The 23,178-nt window shown below is 60.9% G+C and carries 17 protein-coding genes; 4 read left to right on the top strand and 13 right to left on the bottom strand.

What is annotated here, in order from left to right; genetic code table 11:
- The first annotated feature begins 1 nt into the window (after nt 1).
- On the top strand, nt 2-1,525 hold the full coding sequence (locus tag HSW_RS02880) for a bifunctional ADP-dependent NAD(P)H-hydrate dehydratase/NAD(P)H-hydrate epimerase (RefSeq protein WP_044000756.1): 1,524 nt from the start codon (nt 2-4) through the stop codon (nt 1,523-1,525).
- Here the strand turns inward: HSW_RS02880 and HSW_RS02875 are convergent.
- From HSW_RS02875 to pafA, 4 genes are all read right to left on the bottom strand, one after another.
- A complete protein-coding gene (locus HSW_RS02875) occupies nt 1,508-3,796 on the bottom strand; it encodes a GH92 family glycosyl hydrolase (RefSeq protein ID WP_044000755.1) in 2,289 nt (762 codons plus the stop codon). The two genes, HSW_RS02880 and HSW_RS02875, sit on opposite strands and share 18 nt — an antisense overlap.
- A gap of 69 nt (nt 3,797-3,865) precedes the next feature.
- A complete protein-coding gene (locus HSW_RS02870; RefSeq protein WP_052346044.1) occupies nt 3,866-4,795 on the bottom strand; it encodes a UbiA prenyltransferase family protein in 930 nt (309 codons plus the stop codon).
- Nucleotides 4,796-4,908: 113 nt separating this feature from the next.
- Nucleotides 4,909-5,490 (bottom strand): inorganic diphosphatase, encoded by a 582-nt coding sequence (locus tag HSW_RS02865; RefSeq protein ID WP_044000754.1) that lies wholly within the window; start codon nt 5,488-5,490, stop codon nt 4,909-4,911.
- 144 nt (nt 5,491-5,634) lie between these two features.
- On the bottom strand, nt 5,635-7,347 hold the full coding sequence (pafA, locus tag HSW_RS02860) for an alkaline phosphatase PafA (protein ID WP_052346043.1): 1,713 nt from the start codon (nt 7,345-7,347) through the stop codon (nt 5,635-5,637).
- A gap of 124 nt (nt 7,348-7,471) precedes the next feature.
- On the opposite strand from pafA, the gene HSW_RS02855 reads away from it, so the two are divergent.
- Nucleotides 7,472-8,182, top strand: coding sequence for an HAD family hydrolase (locus HSW_RS02855; protein ID WP_052346042.1), 711 nt, complete (start codon nt 7,472-7,474; stop codon nt 8,180-8,182).
- Between the two features lie 66 nt (nt 8,183-8,248).
- On the opposite strand, the gene HSW_RS02850 is transcribed toward HSW_RS02855, so the two are convergent.
- The 9 genes from HSW_RS02850 to HSW_RS23720 all read right to left on the bottom strand — a co-directional run bounded on the left by HSW_RS02850 (nt 8,249) and on the right by HSW_RS23720 (nt 17,280).
- Nucleotides 8,249-11,011, bottom strand: coding sequence for an RCC1 domain-containing protein (locus tag HSW_RS02850; protein WP_052346041.1), 2,763 nt, complete (start codon nt 11,009-11,011; stop codon nt 8,249-8,251).
- A gap of 271 nt (nt 11,012-11,282) precedes the next feature.
- The gene (atpG, locus tag HSW_RS02845) at nt 11,283-12,173 is read right to left on the bottom strand and encodes an ATP synthase F1 subunit gamma (RefSeq protein WP_044000753.1); all 891 of its coding nucleotides are present in this window, start codon (nt 12,171-12,173) and stop codon (nt 11,283-11,285) included.
- A 105-nt stretch (nt 12,174-12,278) separates the two neighbouring features.
- Nucleotides 12,279-13,862: a F0F1 ATP synthase subunit alpha gene (atpA, locus tag HSW_RS02840; RefSeq protein WP_044000752.1), complete on the bottom strand. Its 1,584-nt coding sequence runs from the start codon at nt 13,860-13,862 to the stop codon at nt 12,279-12,281.
- Between the two features lie 6 nt (nt 13,863-13,868).
- On the bottom strand, nt 13,869-14,429 hold the full coding sequence (gene atpH, locus HSW_RS02835) for an ATP synthase F1 subunit delta (protein ID WP_044000751.1): 561 nt from the start codon (nt 14,427-14,429) through the stop codon (nt 13,869-13,871).
- Between the two features lie 93 nt (nt 14,430-14,522).
- A complete protein-coding gene (locus tag HSW_RS02830) occupies nt 14,523-15,017 on the bottom strand; it encodes a F0F1 ATP synthase subunit B (RefSeq protein WP_044000750.1) in 495 nt (164 codons plus the stop codon).
- Between the two features lie 166 nt (nt 15,018-15,183).
- Entirely contained in the window at nt 15,184-15,441 is a 258-nt protein-coding gene (atpE, locus tag HSW_RS02825; protein ID WP_044000749.1) for an ATP synthase F0 subunit C, read from the bottom strand.
- Nucleotides 15,442-15,492: 51 nt separating this feature from the next.
- The gene (gene atpB, locus HSW_RS02820; protein ID WP_044000748.1) at nt 15,493-16,557 is read right to left on the bottom strand and encodes a F0F1 ATP synthase subunit A; all 1,065 of its coding nucleotides are present in this window, start codon (nt 16,555-16,557) and stop codon (nt 15,493-15,495) included.
- Between the two features lie 33 nt (nt 16,558-16,590).
- Nucleotides 16,591-16,998 carry a hypothetical protein gene (locus HSW_RS02815; protein ID WP_044000747.1) on the bottom strand — a complete coding sequence of 136 codons (408 nt, stop codon included), beginning with the start codon at nt 16,996-16,998 and terminating at the stop codon, nt 16,591-16,593.
- Between the two features lie 33 nt (nt 16,999-17,031).
- Entirely contained in the window at nt 17,032-17,280 is a 249-nt protein-coding gene (locus HSW_RS23720; RefSeq protein WP_044000746.1) for an AtpZ/AtpI family protein, read from the bottom strand.
- Between the two features lie 211 nt (nt 17,281-17,491).
- On the opposite strand from HSW_RS23720, the gene porW reads away from it, so the two are divergent.
- Both porW and HSW_RS02800 read left to right on the top strand, forming a co-directional pair.
- On the top strand, nt 17,492-20,641 hold the full coding sequence (gene porW, locus HSW_RS02805) for a type IX secretion system periplasmic lipoprotein PorW/SprE (protein WP_155832798.1): 3,150 nt from the start codon (nt 17,492-17,494) through the stop codon (nt 20,639-20,641).
- 100 nt (nt 20,642-20,741) lie between these two features.
- On the top strand, nt 20,742-23,078 hold the full coding sequence (locus tag HSW_RS02800; RefSeq protein WP_081768229.1) for a transglycosylase domain-containing protein: 2,337 nt from the start codon (nt 20,742-20,744) through the stop codon (nt 23,076-23,078).
- Nucleotides 23,079-23,178 lie beyond the last annotated feature (100 nt).

Genomic DNA, 23,178 nt, shown 5'->3' with positions numbered 1-23,178 from the left:
TATGAAACTCCTCTCCCCCGCCCAGACCCGCGCCCTCGATCAGGCCACCAGCAAAGCGCAAGGCATTACCTCCCTGGAGCTGATGGAGCGCGCCGCCACAACGTTGCTCGACTGGCTGCTGACGACGCTGCAGCCCACCTACACCACCCCGATTCACCTATTCTGCGGCCCCGGTAACAACGGCGGCGACGGGCTGGCCCTAGCCCGCCTACTACACGAAGCCGGCTACGTGGCACACGTCTGGCTGCTGCCCGCCGAGCGGTATTCCGCCGATTTTACCGCCAACCGCCACCAGCTACCCGACGGCATCAGTTGTCAGGAGTTGGATACCGCCCGCCTTCCGGACCTCCCAGCCGGCGCGGTGGTAGTGGATGCGTTGTTTGGCGCGGGGCTGAACCGGCCGCTTACCGGCCTGGCGGCGGCCGTGGTGGCGTACCTGAACGCCGCCGCTGCCTTCACAGTAGCCGTGGATATTCCGTCGGGGTTGTTTGCCGATGCGGCCCAAGAGCCCGACAGCGCGGTAGTACAGGCGCAGTATACCGTCAGCTTCGAGCTACCCAAGCTGGCGTTCCTGTTGCCACAGAATGCTGGTTTCGTGGGCGAATGGCACATTTTGCCAATCGGGTTGGAGCCCGTGGTTATCCACAAAACAGCGGTGGATAACTACTATGTGGACGCGGCTTTCCTACAGGGACGCCTGCCGGCGCGCCCGAAGTTCAGCCACAAAGGCACTTTCGGGCACGCGCTGCTGCTGGCGGGTAGCCGGGGCAAGGTGGGCGCGGCGGTGCTGGCGGCCTCGGCCTGCCTGCGCGGGGGCGTGGGTTTGCTGACGGTGCGGGTGCCGGAAGTGGGCTATTTCATCCTGCAAACCACCGTGCCCGAAGCCATGTGCCTCACCGACCCCGCCCCAGACTTCCTCACCGAGCTACCCGACTTGCAGCCCTACGCCGCCGTGGGCATGGGGCCGGGGCTGGGCCAGGCGGAGGCCAGCCGGGAGGTACTGCGCCAGTTGCTGCATAAGGCTAAGGTGCCGCTGGTGCTCGACGCCGACGCCCTGAACCTGCTGGGAGCCAACCGTGACCTGCTGGACCTGCTGCCCCCCGATACCCTACTGACGCCGCACCCCAAGGAGTTCGAGCGGCTAACCGGAGAGCCTGCCCGCGACGATTACCACCGCCTGGAGCAGCTCCGAGCCTTCACCCGCCAACGCCGCTGCTACTGCGTGCTGAAAGGAGCCTACACCGTCCTGGCCACACCCGATGGCATCATCTATTTCAACAGCACTGGCAACCCCGGCATGGCCACCGGCGGCAGCGGCGACGTGCTCACCGGCCTGCTACTGGCCCTGCGCGCCGATAAACGCCTCTCTCCCCTCAATGCGGCCCTGCTGGGCCTCTACGCCCACGGCCGCGCCGGCGACCTGGCTGCCCGGGAAACCGGCGAAGCGGGCCTCGTGGCCGGCGACCTGGTGCGCTTTATCGGGCCAGCCTTGCAGGAATTAATGGCCTCACCGCACCGGCTTTGAAACGGAATACGGCGCGGCTTTCAGGGTGGCTCCCCGCCGCAGGTTGGGCTCGGGGGCCATATCGAAGTTCAGCGTGGCGCCCTGTTGCAGAGTTTCATGGTTGAGCCAGTTCTGGTTGTACTCCTGGCCGTTCAGCGTGAGGGTGTTGATGTAGCGGTTGGCCGCACTGTTGTTGGGCGCGTTCAGCACTACCTGTTTGCCGTTTTCCAGCGTCATGGTCACCTTGGGAAAGAGCGGGGCGCCCAGCACGTACTGGTCGGTAGCGGGGCACACCGGATAGAAACCCAAGGCCGAAAACACGTACCAGGCAGAGGTCTGGCCGTTGTCCTCGTCGCCGCAGTAGCCGTCGGGGGTGGGCTGGTAGAGGCGGTTGAGGGTTTCGCGCACCCAATATTGTGTCTTCCAGGGCTGCCCGACGTAGTTGTAGAGGTAGGTCATGTGCTGGATGGGCTGGTTGCCGTGGGCGTAATTGCCCATGCCCGCAATCTGCATTTCCCGGATTTCGTGGATAACCGAGCCGTAGTAAGAGGCATCAAACACCGGGGCCAGGGTAAACACGGTATCCAGCGCCGCCACGAACGGCCGTGGGCCGCCCATCAGGTTCATCAGCCCCTGCACGTCATGAAACACCGACCAGGTGTAGTGCCAGCTGTTGCCCTCCGTGAAGGCATCACCCCATTTGAAGGGGTTGAAGGGCGTCTGGTACGTGCCGTTCTGGTTTTTGCCCCGCATCAGGCCGGTTTGCTTATCGAAAAGGTTGCGGTAGTTCTGGCTGCGCTTTTCGTAGAGCTGCACTTCCTTTTTGGGGCGGCCCAGGGCTTTACCCAGCTGAGCAATGGCGAAGTCGTCATAGGCGTATTCCAGGGTGCGGGCCGCGCTTTCGTTGATTTTCACATCGTAGGGTACGTAGCCGAGCTTGGTGTAGAAGCCCGCGCCGGCCCGGCCCACGGCTTCCAGCGGCCCCTGGTTATTGGCCCCCTTCAATGCGGCTTCATACAGCGTGTTAATGTCGTAGCCGCGCACACCTTTCAGGTAGGCATCGGCCACAATGGAGGCCGAATTGTTGCCCACCATAATGTCGCGGTAGCCCGGGCTGGCCCACTCCGGCAGCCAGCCGCCTTCCTTGTAGGTATTCACCAGCCCCTGCTGAATCTGGCTGTTGACGCCGGGGTACAACAGATTCAGGAACGGAAACAAAGCCCGAAACGTGTCCCAGAAGCCGGTATCGGTGTAGAGGTAGCCGGGCAGCACCTGCCCGTTATAGGGCGAGTAGTGTACGGGCTGGCCGGCGGCATCTAGCTCGTAGAACTTGCGCGGAAACAGCAGGCTGCGGTACAGACAGGAGTAAAACGTGCGTTGCTGCGCCTCCGAGCCACCTTCTACCTTGATGCGGCCCAACTGCTGGGTCCAGGCGGCCCGGCCTTTCTGCTTCACCGTTTCAAAGTCAGCGGCCCCGATTTCCTGTTCCAGGTTGCGCAGGGCCTGCTCCGGGCTGATGAAGGACGACGCCACCCGCACCTGCACCTGCTCACCCTTATGGGTTTTGAAGCCCACCACCGCGCCCGTGTGGTTGGCCGTAGCTTCCAGCAGCTTGCCATCCAGCACCTTATCCTGGTAGATGGTGGTGGTGCTGAACGCGTGGTCGAACTCCAGAACGAAGTAGTTTTTGAAATTGGCCGGCACGCCGCCGCTGTTACGGGTGGTGTACCCGACGATGCGGCGCTGCTCCGGCAAAATCCGGACGTGGGAGCCTTTATCGAGGGCATCGAGCACCACGTAGGCACTATCGGTGCGCGGGAAGGTAAAGCGGAAGCGTGCCGCCCGCTCGGTGGGCGTCAGCTCGGCGGTTACGTCGTGGTCGGCCAGGTACACCTTGTAGTAATGCGGCTGGGCCACCTCCGCTTTGTGCGAAAACCAGCTGGCCCGCTCCTCTTCCTCGAAGCGCAGCTTGCCGGTGATGGGCATGAGGGCAAACTGTCCGTAGTCGTTCATCCAGGGCGAAGGCTGGTGCGTCTGCTTGAAGCCTTTGAGCTTGTCGGCGGAGTACTGGTAGGCCCAGCCGCTACCCATTTTGCCGGTCTGGGGTAGCCAGAAGTTCATGCCCCAAGGCAGCGCAATGGCCGGGTAGGTGTTGCCATTGGAAAGGCTCGGCTTGGAATCGGTACCCATCAGCGGGTTCACCAGGTCCACGGGTTCCTGGGTTTGGCTGCGGGCCGGACTAGCCATCAGCAATAGTAGCACAGCCGCAGTGGCTCGTAGGAGATTCAACATTCTCACCGATACAGGTTTACACGCCCGCAGCAGGTGGGGCGGGCAAGAATAGGTGTTTTCTGCCAAAAATCAGCCCGCCACTCCGGAAAACCACCCGGCCGAGCCCCGGCTGGCCCACCACACGGCCAGAAACTGCAGCACCATCACGCCATCGGTCAGCAGGGCGAAATAGTAGTCGGGCCGGTTTTCGCGGGCTCCCCAGATAACGCCGGCCGCCGCCAGCAGCGGCAGCAGCAACACGGGCTCCTGCCCGGCGGGCGTACCCGGTGGCACCAGCGTGGCAGCCAGCAGCAGCACCAGCGTCGCCAGCCACTTGGTGGCCCGAATGCCGATTACCCCCGGAAACGTGCGGGTGCCGGTGGCTAGGTCTTTTGTGTAGTCCCGGATATCGAACACCGAGGCCAGGGCCAGAATGAACAGAAACCGCCGCGCAAATAGCATCAGCACCACCGGCTCGGTTACGGCGCGGCCCAGGTACAAAGCCGGAATCCAGACGGTGACCCCGGCCCAGACGTAGGCAATAAGAAACACCTTGAGTAGCGGCAGGTCGCGCAGGGCCCACCAGCGGCCGTGGCGCCGGAGCAGCGGCATAGAGTACAGCACCGAAATCAGGCCCAAGTGCAGCAGAAACGGCGTGAGGCGCAGCAAGCGGCCATCCAGCAAAAACAGCAGCCCCGCCACCAGCCCGGCCGCCAGCGTCAGCAGGGTCAGCTGGCGGCGGTGAGCCTGCATCCACTGCTTGCGCCGCGAGAAGCCGGGCGGCTGGCTCTGCTTATAGGGCAGCACGCTGTCGAGGTTGTAGAGAAAAAGTGTGGCCGCGAAGATGAGCGCGCCCAGCCGCCCCGGAATGTGGACCCGCCAGAACAGAAACGTGACCCACATCAGCCCCAAAGCCGCCCCCGACAGCCACACGCTGCTGTACAGCACGGCGTCGAGCACCCGCTTTCCTCCCCGCACCCAGGTCAGTAGCAACGCGGAAAAGGAACGGGCAGCCGGCATCAGGGCAAAGGTACTAGGCCGGCGCAGTCCGCAGGTGGCCCTAACGCAGCAGCCCCCGGCGCCAGTAATTGACGGCCGGGGGCTGCATGGTGTGTAGAAGGAAGGAGGGTGGATTAGCTGAGGGCCTCCTTTACGTCCTCCTCGTCTTTGGGGTTGCCTTTCGGGAAGGTTTCCTCGTAGAGTTTCACGCTGTCCTCGATGATGCGGTAAGCATCTTCGCGGCCCATGAACCGCTCCACGCTTACGTGCTTGTGCTCCAGGGCTTTGTAGTCCTCGAAGAAGCGCTGCATCTCCAGCAGCATGTGCGGGGGCAGGTCGGCAATGTCGTTGAAGTGGTTCACCGACACGTCGTTGGCGGCCACGGCAATGATTTTATCGTCCTCTTCGTCCTGGTCAATCATCTGCATTACACCAATTACCTTAGCGTCTACCAGGCACATGGGCACGATGTCCACGGAGCACAGCACCAGAATATCCAGTGGGTCCTTGTCGTCGCAGTAGGTTTGCGGGATAAAGCCGTAGGCGGCGGGGTAATGTACGGCCGAGAACAGCACGCGGTCCAGCTTCAGCAGACCACTTTCCTTGTCCAGCTCATACTTGCCCTTCGAGCCTTTCGGAATTTCGATGATGGCGTTTACTACTTTCGGAGCGTCTTCACCGCGCTCCACATCGTGCCAAGGGTTAAAATGAGCCATTGAGGGGGTATTCGTTGTTCGTTATTAGTTGTTTATTTCTTGCGCCAGAGGCCGTTTGCTCAGGATCAGGCGCTTTTAGCTCCGCGCGTGCGACAGATACGCACGCGGGCCAAAAACGAACAACCCAAACCAAAAAACCTGCTCCTACCAGCCCAGTACTTCGGGCAGGGGCTGCCCGGTGCAGCCGTCGGGCTCCTGAATGTGGAGCCAGCGGGCAATGGTGGGTGCAATATCGGTAATCTTTGCCGGAGCCGACGACTCGCCGTGCTTTACTTTCCAGCCCCAGAACACCACCGGTACGTGGGTGTCGTAGTTGCCGGAGGAGCCGTGGGTGGTGCCCTTGTTTACCGGGAACTGGTACGATTCCAGCCAGCCGGGTTCCAGCACCACCAGCACGTCGCCGCTGCGCTTGGGGAAGTAGCCGTTTTCCAAGTACATCAGCATCCCACTCTCCCAGTGTGACTTCTGCACGTCCTCGGCGGCCAGCGCGCGGGTAACGCCCGCGAAGCCCAGCATCAGGGTGGCTACTTCGCGCTGCATCTGGTAGAGGTCCAGCTTTTTCTCAGCCAGCAGCGGGCGGTTCAGGTACACCTGCTGGTTTTCGTAGCTGAGTACCCACTTGCCGGGGCCGTGCAGCTGCACCAGCTTACGTTGCAACGAGTCGCGCATCAGGCCCGGCCCCACGGAGCCGGCCGGGATTTTCTTGTCAATGAGAAAGTTAGGCGAATGGGCCGCGCCGTGGTCGGCACTCAGGAACACCAGGGCCTGCTTCTTGCCCACAGCCTTGTCGAGGTAGGAAAACAGCCGCTCTAAGTCCCGGTCAAGGCGCAGGTAAGTATCCTCGGCCTCAATGGAGTTCGGCCCGAACTGGTGGCCCACGTAATCGGTACTGCTGAAGCTCAGGGCCAGAAAATCGGTCTGACCGCGCTGGCCCAGCTGCTCGGCCCGCAGGGCTTCCAGGGCGAAATCCAGGGTGAGCGAGTTGCCGAAGGGCGTGGAGCGGATCAGGTCGAGGTTGCGGGCCGAGGCCACGGGGGCTTTTTCGCCGGCGGCTTCCATGTTGCCCTTCACGGCCCGGCTGGGCGCGGCGCTCAGCGCGGGCAAATCATGCGGGAATACAGGCTTGGCCTCACCCTTAAACGCGCCTTCCCAGGCTACGTCATCGGGCGAGCTTTCGGTGTACTGCGCAATGGGCAGCAGCGTGTTCCAGAGCTGGTCGAGGTACTTGGCGGCCCGGTTTTCGGCGTTGAATTTCGTGGCCCACTCGGGCAGCTGCTGGGCGTAGAAGGTGCTGGTGATGAAGGCCCCGTTGGCCCCGTCGTACCAATAGGCCGCGTTGGCCGCGTGCCCGGCCGGCAGAATGGAGCCCCGGTCCTTGATGCACACCCCAATCACCTTGCTCTGGAAGTTGGTGGCCAGCCGCAGCTCGTCGGTGATGGTGGACGTGAGCATATGGCGCGGCGACATCTGCCCGGCCGAGCCCGTACCGCCCACGGCCTGCACAGTGTTGTCCTCCGTCACGTAGGTGCCCCGGCCCTGCTCCCGCTCCAGCCAGTTGTTGCCGATGATGCCGTGCACCGAGGGCGTAGTGCCAGTATAGATGCTGGCGTGGCCCGGGCCAGTGTAGGTAGGCACGTAGTTGTAGTGGGCGTTTTCGTAGCTGAAACCCTCCCCCAGCAGCCGCCGAAAGCCGCCGCTGCCGTACTTGTTCCAGTAGCGGTAGAGGTAGTCGTAACGCATCTGGTCCACCACAATACCTACCACCAGCTTGGGGCGGTCAAGGGGTTTACCGGGCTTTTGCGCGAAGGCGGGAATGGCCAAGGAGGCGGCCAGCAACAAACTCAGGCGTGTTTTCAAAGCGGAAAGGAAGAGTGGAACGGCCGGCTAAGAAGCCGCTACGGCCCGCCGGGCTGCAAAGATAGGCCCAGCCGCCCGGAGTTGCGTACTACTACCCAACCGCTTGCCCCGTTACCCTTCCAGTATGTCTGACTCTGCTACCGACCAACCGTACGCCCTCATTTTCGACATGGATGGCGTGCTCATTGATAACACGCCCGAGCAGGCCCGAGCCTTCCAGTTGCTCTTCCGCGACCTGGGCCTGACCACCAACGCCCGCCGCCTGCTGCGCCGCCTGAACGGCATGCCCGCCTCCGAGATTCTGGCCACCGTTTTCACCAACCCCGTCCCGAAAAAGCAGCTGGAAGAATACGCCGCCCAGCGCGAGCTGCTCTACCGGGTGCTCTACTGGAACAAGCGGCGCGAGGTGGCCGGCCTCACGGCATTCCTGCAAGCCGCCCGCGCCGCTGGCTTCCGCATAGGCCTGGGCACGGGCTCCGGCGAGGATACCATCGGCTACATCCTCGACCACCTGGGGCTGCGCCGTTACTTTGATGTAGTAGTGGGCAAGGACGACGTGAAGCGCGGCAAGCCCCACCCCGATACCTATACCGCCACGGCCCGCCAGCTGGGCGTGCAGCCTGAGCGGTGCTTGGTGTTTGAGGATGCCGTGCTGGGTGAGCAGGCCGCCTACCGGGCCGGGATGCGCTGCGTGGCCGTGGGCACGTCCCTCTCAGCCACCGACTTTCAGGCCTCGCTCACCTACATCCGCGACTTCACTGAGCTGACGCCCAAGCACCTGTTAGAGCTGCTGGAACAACATTCCGCCGTGCCCAAGCCACACAAGAAGCCATAAGACCACCCGGCAGCACGGTGTGGAGGCGCAACTCTTCGCGCTCCGGAATTGCTGACACCCCGGTGCCTACTGCCGAAGCAGGCGCACCGCTTGCGCGCCGCAGCGCACTAGGTACAGACCTGCTAGCTGGGCGGCTGGCAGCAACAGCCGGGCCGTGCCCGTGGCGTCGGCGGTGGTGCGCAACACCGGGCGGCCCAGTGCATCTAGCACCATGACGGCCGTACCGGGGGGCGCACCCATGAGCGTGACCGCGCCGTTCGACGCCGGGTTGGGATAGAGGTAGAGCACGGTGGTTCGAGACACTACCCGCACCGGCGAGTAGCTGAACGTACCATCCTGATCCACTTGGCGTAGGCGGTAGTAGAGCACTGCTACGGCTGGCGGCCACGCATCCAGCAACGTGTAGCGACGCGAGGCCATGCTGCTGCCCGCCGCTGCCACTGTGCCCACAGCTACAAATGTGCGACCATCGAGGCTACGCTGCACTTCGAAATGGGCGCTGTTCACTTCCGAGGCCGTGGCCCAGTTCAGGCGTACAGCCTGCAGGCCTTCCGGCATAGCCGAGAACTGCATCAGCTCCACGGGCAGCGGGGTGGACAATGGGAACACCAGCACCGGCGCGGGAGCCGTAATTTCCTGAGCGGTCTGGCCGTAGTTATTCAGGCCCCAGGCCCATAGACTGCCGTTGGCTTGCACGGCCACAACGTGAGCGGCGGTGGGCCCGGAGGCCACGGCATGCCAGGTAGCCGTGCCCACCCGGGTAAAGCTGGTGCGCTGGATGGTGGTACCGTCGCCGAGCTGGCCGCTGCTGTTCAGGCCGGTGGCCCACAGGCTGCCGTCGGTGCGCAGGGCTAAGCTGTGGCCGGCCGCCGCTACCACCTGCTGCCAGGTAGCAGCCGTCCCGATCTGAACCGGGGCCAGCCGCTGGGTGGTGGTCCCGTCACCGAGCTGACCGTTGCCGTTGGCTCCCCAGACCCAAAGCGTACCGTCGGTACGCAGAGCCAGGACAAAGCCGCTGCCGGCGGCCACCTGCCGCCAATCGGTAGCCACGCCTACCTGCGCGGGCACCAGCCGCTGGGTGGTGGTGCCGTCGCCGAGCTGACCATTGCCGTTCAGGCCCCAGCTCCAGAGCGTGCCATCGGTTTTCACGCCCAGCGAGAAGCCTATGCCAGCCGCTACCTGCTGCCAGTCGGCCTCGGTGCCCACCTGTACGGGCGCGGTACGCTGGGTTATGGAGTTGTCGCCGAGCTGGCCGTTGCTGTTCAGGCCCCAGGCCCAGAGCGTGCCATCGGGGCGGATGGCCAGCGTGAACTCTTGCCCGGCGCTCATTCGCTGCCAGGGGGTCGTGCCCACCTGCACGGGCGTCGATACGGGCGGGTTGTTGAAGGCCGTGCCCTGCCCGGTCTGACCGCTGCCGTTGTTGCCCCAGGCCCAGAGGGTACCATCAGTGCGCAAAGCCATGTTGTGCCGCTGCCCGGCCGCGGCACTTTGCCAAGTAGCCGCGCCAGTTACCGCGCCGGGGGTATGTAGCAGGGCTTTCAACGCACTGCCGCGCCCCAGTTGCCCGCTGATGTTCTCGCCCCAGCTCAGCAGCTCGCCGGCCGTGGTGGTAGCCAGCGTGTAGTCGTTACCCACGGCGGCAGTGGCCCAGGTGAGGCCGCTGCCTATCTGAGTGGGCGTGGCGCGCAAAGGGTTGGGCGCATCGGGGCTGCCGAGCTGGCCGTTGGAATTCCAGCCCCAGGCCCATACCGACTGATCGGTGCGCTGGGCCAAGTTCTGGTAGTTGCCGGTGACCAGGGCCTGCCAGGTGGTTTCGGTGCCCATCTGGGCAGGCGTGGGCTGGTTGGTGGTGCCGTCGCCGAGCTGGCCGTAGTCGTTGTTGCCCCAGCCCCACAACGTGCCGTCAGTGCGCAGGGCCACTGTATAGTTAGGCCCGACTGTGGCTTGCTGCCAGGTGGTAGCCGTACCAATCTGAACCGGGCTGCGGCGCACGGTGGTGGTGCCGTCGCCGAGCTGGTTGTTCACGTTGCGGCCCCAGGTCCAGAGCGTGCCATCGGTACGGATGGCTACGCCGTGTAGCGCCCCCAGCCCGGCAGCTACGTGCCGCCAAGTGGTAGCCGTACTAATCTGCACGGGCGCGAGGCGCTGGGTGGTGGTGCCGTCGCCGAGCTGACTGTCGCCGTTGAAGCCCCAGGCCCAGAGTGTGCCGTTCGTCTTGATGGCCAAACTGTGCAACTGGCCGGCCGCCGCGCTTTGCCAGTCGGTATCAGTACCCACCTGCACGGGCGTGGGGTTGCTGGTGCTGCTGGCGGTGCCGTTGCCGAGCTGGCCCTGGTCGTTGCGGCCCCAAGTCCAGAGGGTGCCATCAGTCTTAATAGCCAGCGTGTGGGTGGCACCCACCGCCACGCTGCGCCAGTCTGAGGCCGTGCCCACGCGTACGGGGGTATTGCGGTTGCTGGTGGTGCCGTCGCCCAACTCGCCCCGGTCGTTACGGCCCCAGGACCACAGGCTGCCATCGGTACGGATGGCCTGGGTGAAGGCGCTGCCCGAAGCCACTCGCTGCCAAGTGGTGGCCGTCCCGATCCGCACGGGTAGGGTGCGCGATATGCCCGTTCCGTCGCCGAGCTGGCCGTTGGTGTTGAAGCCACTGCCCCACAGTGTGCCATCGGGGTGAATGCTAAACGAGAAGCCGTTGCCGGCCGCTACCGTCTGCGCACGGCCAGAAATGGGCAGCAATTCCAATAGCAGCAGCAGTAGCCAACCCATTCCGGCACCCCAATACTTCCCGGCGCGCATTTCGCGCCGGCTACTCGTGTAAGCGTATTCCATACAACAGCCAGACCAGCAGGCCCGGAGAAAAAAGAACTGGGCCGCCCTCAAGTAAAGCAGCGGGCCGGAAGCAGCAGGCAGATATATGCAAGCCAGCAAATATACTATTCTACCGCTGCTACTGCCTGGTATTGAAACGATACACAACGTCCGCAAACGCTGGAACGCGCAGAGGCGGGCCGCCATACCTTTCTGCAGATGGGCAGGAGCAGCGCACAAAAAAAGGCCTGCCTCCATTGGAGACAGGCCTTTCTGTTCTTGGTAAGACGCTTTACCGGCTGGCAGCCAGGGCCTCAGCACCACCCACTATTTCAAGAATCTCGGTGGTAATGGCCGCCTGACGCGTCCGGTTATAGGTCAGCTTGAGCGACTTGAGCAGCTCACCGGCGTTTTCGGTGGCTTTCTCCATGGCCGTCATGCGGGCGCCGTGTTCCGAAGCGTTGCTTTCCAGCACCGCTTTGTACAACTGCACCTTCAGCGACTGAGGGGTGAGTGTCCGCACGATTTCCTCTTTCGAGGGCTCGAAGATGTAATCCACATTGGTCGTGGCCAAAGCTCCGGCGGGCAAAGCGGCTGGCACCAGGGGCAATAACTGTTCGGTACGGACCACCTGCGTAGCCACGTTCTTGAACTCGTTGTACACCATCACCACCTCATCGTACTGGCCGGCCCGGAAGCCGTCCATTGCCTGCTCGGCCGCTTCGCGCACCGTATCAAACGACAATTTGCTGAAGACGTGCGTGTAGTTGCCTACCAGCGGGCCGCGCCGATTGAAGAAATCGTGCGCCTTCTTGCCGATGGCCATATAGGCCACGTTGCCGGCTGCTGCCTGCGCCGCGTAGCGTTCCTGCACCACGGCCGTCACGCCCTTGAACACGTTGCTGTTGAACGCGCCGGCCAAGCCCCGGTCGGAGGTTACGGCAATGATGAGCACCCGGCGCACCTCGCGCTGCTCCGCGTACTCGCTCACCACTTCCTCGCCAGCCAACGCTGTCAGGTTACCCAGAATGCTGTTGAGCCGCTGGGCGTAGGGGCGCATGCGCAGGATGTTATCCTGGGCGCGCCGCAGCTTGGCCGCCGCCACCATTTTCATGGCTTTGGTAATCTGCTGCGTGCTTTGCACCGACGTAATGCGGCTCCGAACTTCTTTTAAGCTAGCCATTCTCGTGAAAATAAGTTGTCAGTTGCTAGTTGTCAGTTGTCAGTTTGGGTACCGCCTGACGGCCTTGCCCTGACAACTGACAACCAACAACTGACAACCAATGAATTACTTGGAAGCGTATACCGCCGACAGGTCTTTGGCAACCTGACGGATGGCACCGGTAATGGCGTCATCCAGCTTGCCGGCCTTCAGGGCCTTCAGCTCCTCGGGGTGGCGCGTGTGCATCACCTGTGTGAACTCCTTCTCGAACTCGCGCACCTTGTTTACCGGCACCTGGTCGAGCAGACCGTTGGTAGCGGCGTAGATGATAGCCACCTGGTCCTCTACTTTCTGGGGCGAGAACTGGGCCTGCTTCAGAATTTCGAGGTTACGACGCCCACGCTCGATGGTGAGCTTGGTCGAGGCATCGAGGTCGGAACCGAATTTGGCGAAGGCTTCCAGCTCGCGGAACTGAGCCTGGTCCAGCTTCAGCGTACCAGCCACTTTCTTCATCGACTTGATCTGGGCGTTACCACCCACGCGCGATACCGAGATACCTACGTTGATGGCGGGGCGCACACCGGAGTTGAAGAGGTTGGTTTCGAGGAAGATCTGACCATCAGTAATCGAAATTACGTTGGTCGGGATGTACGCCGAAACGTCACCAGCCTGGGTTTCGATGATGGGCAGCGCCGTTAGCGAACCGCCACCTTTCACGATGGACTTGATGCTGGCGGGCAGGTCATTCATGTCCTGGGCAATAGCGTCGGAAGCATTGATCTTCGCGGCGCGCTCCAACAGGCGGCTGTGCAGGTAGAATACGTCGCCGGGATAAGCTTCGCGTCCGGGAGGACGACGTAGCAGCAGCGACACCTCACGGTACGCCACAGCCTGCTTCGACAAGTCATCGTACACTACCAGGGCCGGACGACCCGTGTCGCGGAAGAACTCGCCGATGGCGGCACCCGTGAAGGGCGCGAAGAACTGCATCGGAGCCGGATCGGAGGCCGAAGCGGATACCACTACGGTGTAATCCATGGCACCGCCGCGGGTCAGCGACTGTACTACCTGGGCTACGGTAGAGGCTTTCTGGCCTACGGCTACGTAGATGCAGAAAACCGGCTCGCCGCGCTCAAAGAACTCGCGCTGGTTCAGGATCGCGTCAAGGGCTACCGTCGACTTACCCGTCTGACGGTCACCGATGATGAGCTCCCGCTGACCCCGGCCAATCGGAATCATGGCGTCGATAGCCTTGATGCCGGTCTGCATCGGTTCAGCTACCGGCTGGCGGTAGATTACGCCGGGTGCTTTGCGCTCCAGGGGCATATCGTAGGTCTGGCCCTGGATGGGGCCGCGGCCGTCAATGGGCTGGCCCAGCGTATTTACCACGCGGCCAATGATGCCTTCACCAACCTGAATCGAAGCAATTTTATTGGTCCGACGGACCGTGGCGCCTTCCCGGATTTCGGAGTAGTCGCCGAGCATTACGGCCCCGACGTTGTCCTCTTCTAGGTTCAGCACGAGGGCTTGGAGCCCATTTTCAAATTCAATAAGTTCCCCCGACTGGGCTTTGCCCAGGCCGTAGATGCGGGCTACACCGTCGCCAACCTGCAGAACCGTACCAACCTCTTCGAGTTCGGCTTCGGTTTTGAAGTTGGAGAGTTGCTCCCGCAGAATGGCGGATACTTCATCCGGACGTACTTCTGCCATGGTGGGTTATAGTTGGGGTTGGTAGGGGTTCTTCGAGAAGTCGTTGCGCAGCTTGCGCAACCGGTAGCTTACCGAGTCATCAATCAGCTTGTCGCCGATGCGCAGCACGAAGCCACCGATGAGCGAGGCATCTACTTTTTCCTGGAGCGTTACATCCTGGAGGCCGGTTTGCTGACGCACCAATTGCACCACCTGCAGGCGGGTCGGAGAATCAAGCGGGGTAGCCGTAGTTACCTGGGCCACCTGCATACCGCGCAGCGTGTTGTACTGGGTCAGGAACTCGGAGCCGATAAACTCCAGGGCACTTTCGCGGCTGTGCTGGGTGACGATGGTGAAGAATTTCTCCGTCATCACCGATACCTTGCCGCCGAAAATAGCCTGCAGAATAGCCAGCTTCTTGTCGTGCTTCACGATGGGGTTGCGGAGCAGCAGGCGCAGTTCGCGGTTCTCGTTCAGCGTTTTGCTGAACAAGTCCATATCCTGCTTCACTTTCTCCAGCTCACCACGCTCCTGGGCCAGATCAAGCAAGGATTTGGCGTAGCGGGAGGCAACTCGTAGTTCAGACATTTATTAGGTAGCTGCAAGCTGTAAGTTACAAGCTGCAAGCTCTCTGCTAACGTTAGTACATCAGCTGGAAGCTTGCAGCTTGCAGCTTGCAGCTTAGTTCAGTTTTACTTCTTTCAGGTACGAGTCCACGAGTTGCTGCTGGGCGGGCTGGTCGGCCAGCTCGCGGCGCAGGATGCGCTCGGCAATATCGATGGAGAGCTTGGCAGCGGTGTTTTTCACCTCTGCCAGCGCCGAGTTTTTCTCGTTCTGGATGGCTTCGCGGGCTTGCAGGATCATGCGGCTGCCTTCCTCGGTTGCCTTGTTCTTAGCCTGCTCAATGAGCTGGTTCGAAACATCGGTGGCTTCTTTCAGAATACGGTCGCGCTCCATACGGGCTTCGGCCAGCAGCTTTTCGTTGCCGGCTTTCAGCTCCTGCATTTCCAGCTTGGCCTGGTCGGCCATGCGCAGGGCTCCTTCAATGGAGCTCTCCCGCTCTTTCAGCGAGCTGAGAATGGGTTTCCAGGCAAACGCGCGCAGCAAGAGCAGCACGATACCGAAAATCACCAGCTGCCAAAAAATAAGGCCTAATTCGGGCGTTACAATTTGCATGAGGGAGTAGAGAAATCAGTAGTGAATACTTTAGAATCCGAGCGGGTGCCGAAGGCGTTTGCACAGCAAACTGCGCATCCGGCCAACCCGGAAAAGCCAAGACAGCCCGCTACGCCGTGCGCTGAAGCGACGCGCGCAGCGGGCTGCTTGTGTACTACCTCTATCCCTAGAGTTTGAACGAAATCAGCAGGCAGACTACTACTGCGAACAGGGCCAGACCCTCGATCAGAGCAGCTACGATCAGCATAGCGGTCTGGATCTTGCCCGAAGCTTCCGGCTGACGGCCGATAGCTTCCATAGCCTGACCACCGATGCGGCCGATACCCAGACCAGCACCCAGAGCAACCAGACCAGCACCGATAGCGGCACCAAATACAGCCAGACCAGCGGCGTTAGCAATCTGCAACAACAGAGAAAGAAGCATAAAAAAAGGTTTGTGGGGAGTGAAAAACAAAAAAATCAGGGGTGTGAAAGCTTAGTGGGCGTGGGCTGTATCGGCACCGTCGCCGCCGCCCATCTGGTAGTCAGCATCGTGGTGCTCTTCTACTGCGCCACCAATGTACATGGCCGTCAGCAGAGTGAAGATATAGGCCTGCAGGATGGCTACCAGCAGCTCCAGCATGTTGATGAACAAGCCGAACGCCAGCGTTACGGGAGCCACGGTGACACTACCGAAAATGAAGATGAGCGAGATAAAGCTCAGGATTACAATGTGGCCGGCCGTGATGTTGGCAAACAGACGAACCATCAAGGAGAACGGCTTTACTACGATGCCGATGAGTTCTACCGGAATCATGATGGGCAGCAGCGCCTTCGGTACGCCGGGCGTAGCGAAAATGTGGTGCCAGTAGTTCTTGTTGGAACTGAACAGAGTGATAAGGAGCGTCAGAACAGCCAGCGTCAGGGTCACGGCAATGTTGCCAGTGAGGTTGGCACCGCCGGGCATCAGGCCCATCAGGTTGTTGAACCAGATGAAGAAGAACACCGTCAGCAGATACGGCATATACCGCTCGTACTTCGGACCGATGGATTTCTTGGCCACCTCATCCCGAATGAAGATGATGATAGGCTCGAAGAACGACTGAATGCCTTTTGGAGCCCCGCTGCCGCGCTTGGCGTAACCACGGGCTACGGCCGTAAACACAACCAGCAGTAGCACGGCGCTCAGCATCAGCGACGCCACGTTCTTGGTGATGGAGAAATCATGTACTTTGCTGCCATCTTCCGACACGAGGTGCTCGTGCTCCAGTTTCAGGCCATCGTACACTTTGCCTTCGGCCAGCTGCGACGACGAGAACACGCTCAGGCCCTGGGCCGGGCGATACGCAATGACGGGCAGGGGAATAGTTACGTGCGTACCGTGGGCCTCGTCGCCGAGGGTAGCGAAATGCCACTCGTGCGAATCGCCGATGTGGTGCAGAATCATCTCACCAGGACTGAACGCCTCCTTGTCGGTGGCTTCTTCGGTTGTTGCCGTGGGCTCGTTGGCATACGCTGCGAACGAGAGGAAACAGAAGATAGCTAAAAGTAAGCGCTTCATTCAGAGCAGTTTAGAGATATATTCACAAAATCTTCATTTTGTGATTTCACCCGGTTTTGAAAACGGGCGCAAGTTACTCAGAACGGCCCACACTTCAAACCCGGCAAAGAGAAAATACAGGATAAAGAAGCTTCCCAGGAAGGCCCATTGCCCGTCGCCTTCCCGGCCGCCGCCGATGAAAAGGTACACCAGCACCAGCGTGAGCGACAAAAGCAGCCGTGCAACCATGCTGCCTAAGTACGCGACCATAAAGTTTTGCGCGTTGGCCTGCACCAGTTTTGCCGTCACCCAATAGGTCAGCAGCGTTAGCACAGCGAAGAACGCAAACGTGTAGGGCGTGAACGGATGAATGATGCGGGGCCCGAACTGACTGTGCAGGGCGTAGAGCGCAAACCCAGTGAGCAGGCAGAACAGGAAGTAGGAACGCAGGAAGGCTTTCAACAGAAAGGATAATTGGGTGAACGGGGCTGGCCCCTACTGGTCCTTCGTAACCGAGCGGATGACATTATACAAGGCCGCAAACAGCCCCAGCAGCATCAGGCTGAGCGTGAACCACGGCGTTTTGGTCTGAAAGTGACCGTCGAGCCAGTAGCCGGCCCAGGTGCTCAGACCGATGGTGGCTATCATCTGGGCAGCAATACCGGAGTATTTGGCCACGGCCCGCATCCGGTCGGGGGTGCCTTCGGGCGTGGGGCGGGGCGGCGGTGACGGAGGGGCTGACATGAGGGCAAGGGAAGCGGTGGGAATCACAAAATTACACCGTGGTAAGTTAGCGGCCATACCAGCCCCCGGGAGGCACGGTAGGGTACCACCGGAAACCTGTACTTTTACTCACCCTGCAACGTTGTGAGAAAAACGACCCGTCGAACGATTCCGACCGGCAGGTGCGTTTTCCGCTTACTGTCTTTTCTTCGCCCTGAGCTCTTTTGCCGTTTTGACGACGACTACCTCTTTGCTTTTCCGCGCCCTTATGCTGCCAACGGCGGCTGGCCTGCTGGTGGCCGGCGTGGCGGGCTGCGCTTCGGAGCGTCCCTCCACCCTGGGCCACGCTTACGACAACGTGGTGGCCCGCGACAATGCCTATTTCCTGGCGCGTGAGAAGATGCGGGCCGTGGAAACCACGTTGTATGCGGCCCGGCTCAACGACTACAACCGCACCCTGCCCCTGTTCCCGACGCTGGACGATGCCACCGTGGGCCGCGTGACGGCTGATCTGGAGGACATTATCAAGAAAGCCTCGTTGCCCGTGCAGCACCGCCCGGGCTCCGACTGGACCGATGACAGCTACATTCTCATCGGTAAGGCGCGCTTTTATAAGAAGGAGTACGAGGACGCGGCCAAGACCTTTAAGTACGTTAACAGCACCAGCAAGGACGCCAATGCCCGCCATGAGGCCCTGATCTGGCTGATGCGCACCTTCTTGGCGCTGAACGAACTGGAAAACGCCACCGCTGTTTCCAATCTGCTGGACAAAGAGCAGGGCGCCGAGCAGAATGCGCGGGAGCTATTTCTGACTCGCGCTGACTATTTCTTGCGAGTAGGCGAACCGGCTCGGGCTATCGAAAACCTGGAGAAGGCCATTCCCTACGTGGAGCCTAAGAACGAACAGTCGCGCACGCGCTACGTGCTGGCGCAGCTGTATCAGAACGTTGGGGAGGACAAGAAAGCCTACGCGCAGCTGAATCAGATTCTGAAGAAAAACCCGCCCTACGAGCTGGATTTCTACAGTAAGCTGATGCTGGGCCAGGTTTCCGACCTGAATCAGACTGACCGTACCCGCCTCGACAAGTACTTCGCCAAGCTGCTCAAGGACACCAAGAACAAGGAGTACCGCGACAAAATCTACTACGAGATGGCGCGGCTGGAATACCGCCAGCAACGCTACCCCGAGGCGTTGGCTCTACTCCAGAAGTCGGCCCGCGTTCCTACCCCGAACCGTGCCCAGAAGTCGTATACCTACCTGCTAGACGGGCGGATTTACTACGAGAACCTGCAGAAGTACCGGCTTGCTGCAGCCTACTACGACAGCACCGTTCAGAACATGCCCCGGGAGGCGCCCGATTACGCGGCCATTTCTGAGCGGGCCGGGATTCTCAAAGATTTCGCGCAGCAGCTGACCATCATCGAAACCCAGGATAGCCTTCAGGCCCTGGCCAGGCTGGACTCAGCCACCTTGCGCACCCGCCTGACCACCTACGCCCAAGCTGAGCTGGACGCGCAGAAGCGGCAGACCGAAGCCCTGGCGGCCAAACAAGCCCTGGAGGAGCGGCGCAGTCAGCAGCAAACGGCGACCGGCCTCAGCCCGGAGCGCGACCTGCAACCGGGCGTCAGTGCCGAGGATTTTCTGGCGGGCAACACCGGAGCCAAGTGGTACTTCGACAACCCAACTGCCCTGAGCACGGCCAAGAACGACTTTATCCGCCGCTGGGGCGACCGGCCACTGCAGGATAACTGGCGCATCGTGAGTACGGCCAGCAACTCGCCGGTAACGGTCCGGGGCGGTAACATGCCGGTGAGCATTGCTGGCAACGGCAGCACCGTGGTCAATACGCCCGAAGCGACCACCCTCGATCCAGCCGTGCAGCTACGGGAACTGGTGGGCCGCTACCGCCAGAGCCTGCCCCTCACCCCGGCCCAGGTGCAGCAGTCGGATGCCCAGACCGAAGAGGCGTTGTACGCGCTGGGGGGCATCTATGCCCAACAACTGCGGGAGCAGAGCCGGGCGGTGGAAACCTACGAGAAGCTACTCACGCGCTACCCCAGTGGCAAGCACACTCCCGAAACCCTGTATATTCTGTATCTGCTGTATAAGGAGCAGAACGACGCGAGCAAGGCCGAAAGCTATGCCTCCCGGCTGCGGCAGGCGTACCCAACGTCCTCCTACGCCCGCTTGGTGGCCGACCCGGAGTATTTACGGCGGACTTCCGTAGCAAATGCGCAGGTGACGGTACTGGTGGACTCGGCCTTCACCTTCTACAAGAATCAGGAGTTCAAGAAAGCCACGGCCGTACTGACTAGGGCTAAAAAGCAGTACCCTGAAAACGACCTGAACGACCGGGTAGCCTTCCTGGGTACGCTCCTGATGGTGCGCACCCAGCCACCGCTGACGGCGCGGGCCACAGTGGAGAAGTTTTATAAAGACTACCCGCAAAGCCCACTGGCCGGCCAGGCCGCCACCCTCATCGAAACCTACAAAAAGGCTGAAGGCGGGCAGATTGCGGGCGTTATGGCTTCTACCGACAAACCCGTGGTATCGGCATTCCGGCCCGGCGAAGTAGAAAACCGCATGCGCATCTACTACCAGGAAAACGAAACCCCACTAACGCCACTAGTGCAAAAGCCCACCGCACCGGCTGCCACCGGTACTGGGGCACCGGCCGCTTCTTCGGTTCCTTCTGTTACTTCGACTCCAGTGGCTCCTGTCACCACGGACCCATCTGCGGTTTCCTCGCCGGATGCCTCGGTAGAGCCACCGACCCCTGAGCCCAAGCCTGAGCCCACGCCGGAAGAAGCCGCCAAAGCGGCCCGACAAACGGCGGCCCAAGCCCGGGCGCGGGGTAAAAAAGCTCCGGTGCCAAAGAAGACACCTGCTCCTACTCCCACGACACCAACTCCGTCTGCTGCGCCTACACCATCAACGACGGCTCCTACTACTGCCCCGGTTTCTATTGGTACTACTCCAGCCAGTACGCCCGTGGCCACCCCGGCGTCACCGGTTTCACCGTTCAAGGCCAACCTCGCCACGGCGCATGCTATTGTGCTGGTATTCGCCAAAGACGCCCAGGCGCTGAAGGATATCCCGCCTCAGCTTGGCGCGTACAACACCCGCTACTTCAAATCCAGCAGCTTGCTGGTGCGCCAACAGGAGCTAGGCGCCACGCAGCTAGTGGTGGTGGAATCGTTACCCAATGCTAAACTGGCCCAGAGCTACGCCCTGAAGCTGCGCGGGCCTCAGTCGCCGCTGAGCAAGCTACGCGGAGCGGGTTACCAAACGCTGGTAATCAGTATTGAGAACCTGCCGGTACTGCTCCAAACCCAAAGCATAGAACAGTACCAGCAGTTCTATCAGCAGAACTACCGCTAATTTTGCTGTCGGAACCGCCCGTGAACCACTATCGGCTGCCTTTCGGTGGTCGGGAGCGGTTCACGGGCGGTTTATCCGACCTTCATTCTTACCTCCTGAAATGGCCAGATCCGCCACCAAGAATTCCATTCGTAAAACCACTCCTACCGGCCGCTATACCGGCTGGGCGCGCACATTCTGGCTACTGTTCGGGGCCGGAGCAGCGGGGCTGGTACTCTACGTGCTGGCCGTGAGCGTCAATTTCCTGAACCTGTTCGGGCGGATGCCAAACCTCAAAACACTGGAAAACCCACGTAGCGAGTTAGCCTCAGAAATTTACTCCACTGACAATGTGCTCATGGGCAAATACTTCCGTGAGAACCGGACGCCCGCCGAGTACGAAGACCTGCCCCAGCATTTAGTAGATGCCCTGATTGCCACTGAGGATGCCCGCTTCGAGGAGCACTCCGGCATTGACCCCAAAGCCACCGGTCGAGTGGCGGCAGGGCTTCTCACGGGTGGCAGCGGCGGCGGCGGCTCTACCCTGACCCAGCAGCTGGCCAAAGTGCTGTTCCGCACCCGCGAAGACCTGAATGATGGCACGTTGAATGATGTCCCCGGCGTACGGATGCTCGTTACCAAAACCAAAGAATGGATTCTGGCTACCCGATTGGAACGCAGCTACACCAAGCGCGAAATCCTGCGCATGTACCTGAATACCAACGACTACGGCTCCAACGCTTTCGGCATTAATACGGCTGCCAAAACGTTCTTCAGCAAGAAGCCTCGGGAGCTGACACGCCCCGAAGCGGCCACGCTGGTTGGCGTACTAAACGCGCCCACCCGTTTCAGCCCGAAATTCAACCCGGAGCGTTCCAGGGTGCGTCGAAACTGGGTGCTCCGCCAGATGAATAAGTACGGTTACATCACACCCCAACAGCTGCAAGCCGATACGTTGAAGCCCATTGTACTGCGCTACAGCGTTGAAAACCAGAACGAAGGCATTGCCCCCTACTTCCGGGTGGAGGTGAGCAAGATGCTGAAGCAATGGGCCAAGGAAACCGACCACGACCTGTACGCCGACGGCCTGAAAATCTATACCACCATCGACTCGCGGATGCAGAAGTATGCCGAGGCGGCCGTGGCCGAGCACATGAAGCTGCAGCAGAAGTGGTTCGACCAGCAGTGGAAGGGCCAACAGCCTTGGCGCGACGAGAACGGCCGCATCATCCCGAACTTTCTGAGCACTTCCATCAAGCGCACCGAGCGGTACCGCTCCCTCACCACCCGCTTCGAGGGCAACAAAGACTCCATCAAGTACTATCTCAACAGGAAGTACAAAATGAAGGTGTTCACATGGAACGGGGGCGAGAAGGAAGTGCTGATGTCGCCGATGGACTCTCTGGCTTACTACAAGCGGCTGCTACACTCGGGCTTCATGGCCATGAACCCGCTCAACGGGCAGGTAAAGGCCTGGGTGGGCGGTATCAACTTCAAGTACATCAAATACGACCATGTAAAGCAGGGCAAGCGTCAGCCCGGCTCCACGTTCAAGCCATTCGTGTACGTGGCAGCCATTGATCAGGGCTATTCCCCTTGCTATCAGCGCCCCGATGTGGCCACTACCTTTCCCGCTGAGCGGGGCCGGCCGGCCTACACGCCCCGTAATTTCGAGGGCAGCTACTCCGGCCGCACCTTCACGCTGCGGCAGGCCTTGGCCCGCTCTATGAACTCCATCACGGCTTGGCTGGTGCAGAAACTGGGGCCCGAAACGGTAGTAAGCTATGCCAAGCGTTTGGGTATCACCTCCCCTATTGAAGCCGTGCCGGCCGTGGGCTTTGGCTCTTCTGATGTAAGCATTTACGAGTTGGCAGGTGCCTACAGCACGTTTGTCAACAAAGGCATCTGGACGGCACCTATGATGGTAACGCGCATTGAGGACAAGAACGGCAACGTGCTGCGCGAGTTCGTGCCCCAGACGCGCGAAGCCCTGAGCGAGGAAACCGCTTACCTCATGACCTACATGTTGCGCGGAGCCACCGAGGAAAAAGGTGGAACCAGCATCATCCTGAAGGGCGGATTCAAGTTCCCTTATGAAATGGGTGCCAAAACCGGCACTACTTCCAATTATTCCGACGGCTGGTTTATGGGCCTTACTCCCGACCTAGTATGCGGTATGTGGGTGGGAGGCGAAGACCGGAGCATCCACTTCAAAACCGGCGCGTACGGGCAGGGCTCCCGCATGGCCCTGCCACTCTATGGCATCTTTATGAAGAAAGTGTACGCCGATAAGAGTGTCGATATCAACACCGGCCCTTTCCCCAAACCGGCCCAAGCCCTAAGCATCGAAATTGACTGCTCGCGCTACTACAACGGATCCGGCCAGCGCGACACCATTCCTTCGGACCAAAAGTTAAACCAAGTAGAACTGGAAGACCTGAACGAGGAAGACATTTAAGCCCCCGGATTTTCCCTGCTTTTTTGCTGATCCCACTGAATTTTACGGAATGTGGCCGGGACGTCCCGGCCACATTTTTTGTTGTAAAACCAGTACCTCT

Source organism: Hymenobacter swuensis DY53, assembly GCF_000576555.1.
GTDB lineage: Bacteria > Bacteroidota > Bacteroidia > Cytophagales > Hymenobacteraceae > Hymenobacter > Hymenobacter swuensis.
This window is presented reverse-complemented; position numbering and strand designations above follow the sequence as displayed.

What these genes read in the sequence shown, in the direction of transcription:
- atpA (WP_044000752.1), bottom strand. Translation starts at nt 13,862, where the DNA reads ATGGCAGAAGTACGTCCGGATGAAGTATCCGCCATTCTGCGGGAGCAA.
- HSW_RS02870 (WP_052346044.1), bottom strand. Translation starts at nt 4,795, where the DNA reads ATGCCGGCTGCCCGTTCCTTTTCCGCGTTGCTACTGACCTGGGTGCGG.
- atpE (WP_044000749.1), bottom strand. Translation starts at nt 15,441, where the DNA reads ATGCTTCTTTCTCTGTTGTTGCAGATTGCTAACGCCGCTGGTCTGGCT.
- HSW_RS02855 (WP_052346042.1), top strand. Translation starts at nt 7,472, where the DNA reads ATGTCTGACTCTGCTACCGACCAACCGTACGCCCTCATTTTCGACATG.
- HSW_RS23720 (WP_044000746.1), bottom strand. Translation starts at nt 17,280, where the DNA reads ATGTCAGCCCCTCCGTCACCGCCGCCCCGCCCCACGCCCGAAGGCACC.
- HSW_RS02800 (WP_081768229.1), top strand. Translation starts at nt 20,742, where the DNA reads ATGGCCAGATCCGCCACCAAGAATTCCATTCGTAAAACCACTCCTACC.
- HSW_RS02865 (WP_044000754.1), bottom strand. Translation starts at nt 5,490, where the DNA reads ATGGCTCATTTTAACCCTTGGCACGATGTGGAGCGCGGTGAAGACGCT.
- atpH (WP_044000751.1), bottom strand. Translation starts at nt 14,429, where the DNA reads ATGTCTGAACTACGAGTTGCCTCCCGCTACGCCAAATCCTTGCTTGAT.
- HSW_RS02850 (WP_052346041.1), bottom strand. Translation starts at nt 11,011, where the DNA reads ATGGAATACGCTTACACGAGTAGCCGGCGCGAAATGCGCGCCGGGAAG.
- HSW_RS02875 (WP_044000755.1), bottom strand. Translation starts at nt 3,796, where the DNA reads ATGTTGAATCTCCTACGAGCCACTGCGGCTGTGCTACTATTGCTGATG.
- HSW_RS02830 (WP_044000750.1), bottom strand. Translation starts at nt 15,017, where the DNA reads ATGCAAATTGTAACGCCCGAATTAGGCCTTATTTTTTGGCAGCTGGTG.
- atpB (WP_044000748.1), bottom strand. Translation starts at nt 16,557, where the DNA reads ATGAAGCGCTTACTTTTAGCTATCTTCTGTTTCCTCTCGTTCGCAGCG.
- HSW_RS02880 (WP_044000756.1), top strand. Translation starts at nt 2, where the DNA reads ATGAAACTCCTCTCCCCCGCCCAGACCCGCGCCCTCGATCAGGCCACC.
- atpG (WP_044000753.1), bottom strand. Translation starts at nt 12,173, where the DNA reads ATGGCTAGCTTAAAAGAAGTTCGGAGCCGCATTACGTCGGTGCAAAGC.